Annotated in this window: 1 protein-coding gene; it reads left to right on the top strand. The window is 63.6% G+C overall.

The window, feature by feature from the left end; genetic code table 11:
• Positions 1–220, top strand: a 220-nt coding sequence (locus JFN91_RS21920; protein WP_199391261.1) for a hypothetical protein, incomplete at both ends; no start/stop codon positions are given.

Consider the following 220-nt stretch of genomic DNA (forward strand, 5'->3'; position numbering starts at 1 on the left):
TGTACGTCGATCCGGGCCAGGTGCAGCTCTCCATCGCCACCGCCGAGGTGGCCGGCAAGACCTTCGAGGACCTGCAGATCGACCACGGTGTGGTCACCTCGCACATAACCGACACCATCGACACGGTCAACGTGAGCATGACCGCTACCGACGTGAAGGAGAACGCGGAGAGCGTGTTCACGGTGCACGTGAGCCAGGCGCTGACCGACGACCTGACGGT

The sequence above is a fragment of the Geomonas anaerohicana genome, from assembly GCF_016458305.1.
Taxonomy (GTDB): Bacteria; Desulfobacterota; Desulfuromonadia; order Geobacterales; family Geobacteraceae; genus Geomonas; species Geomonas anaerohicana.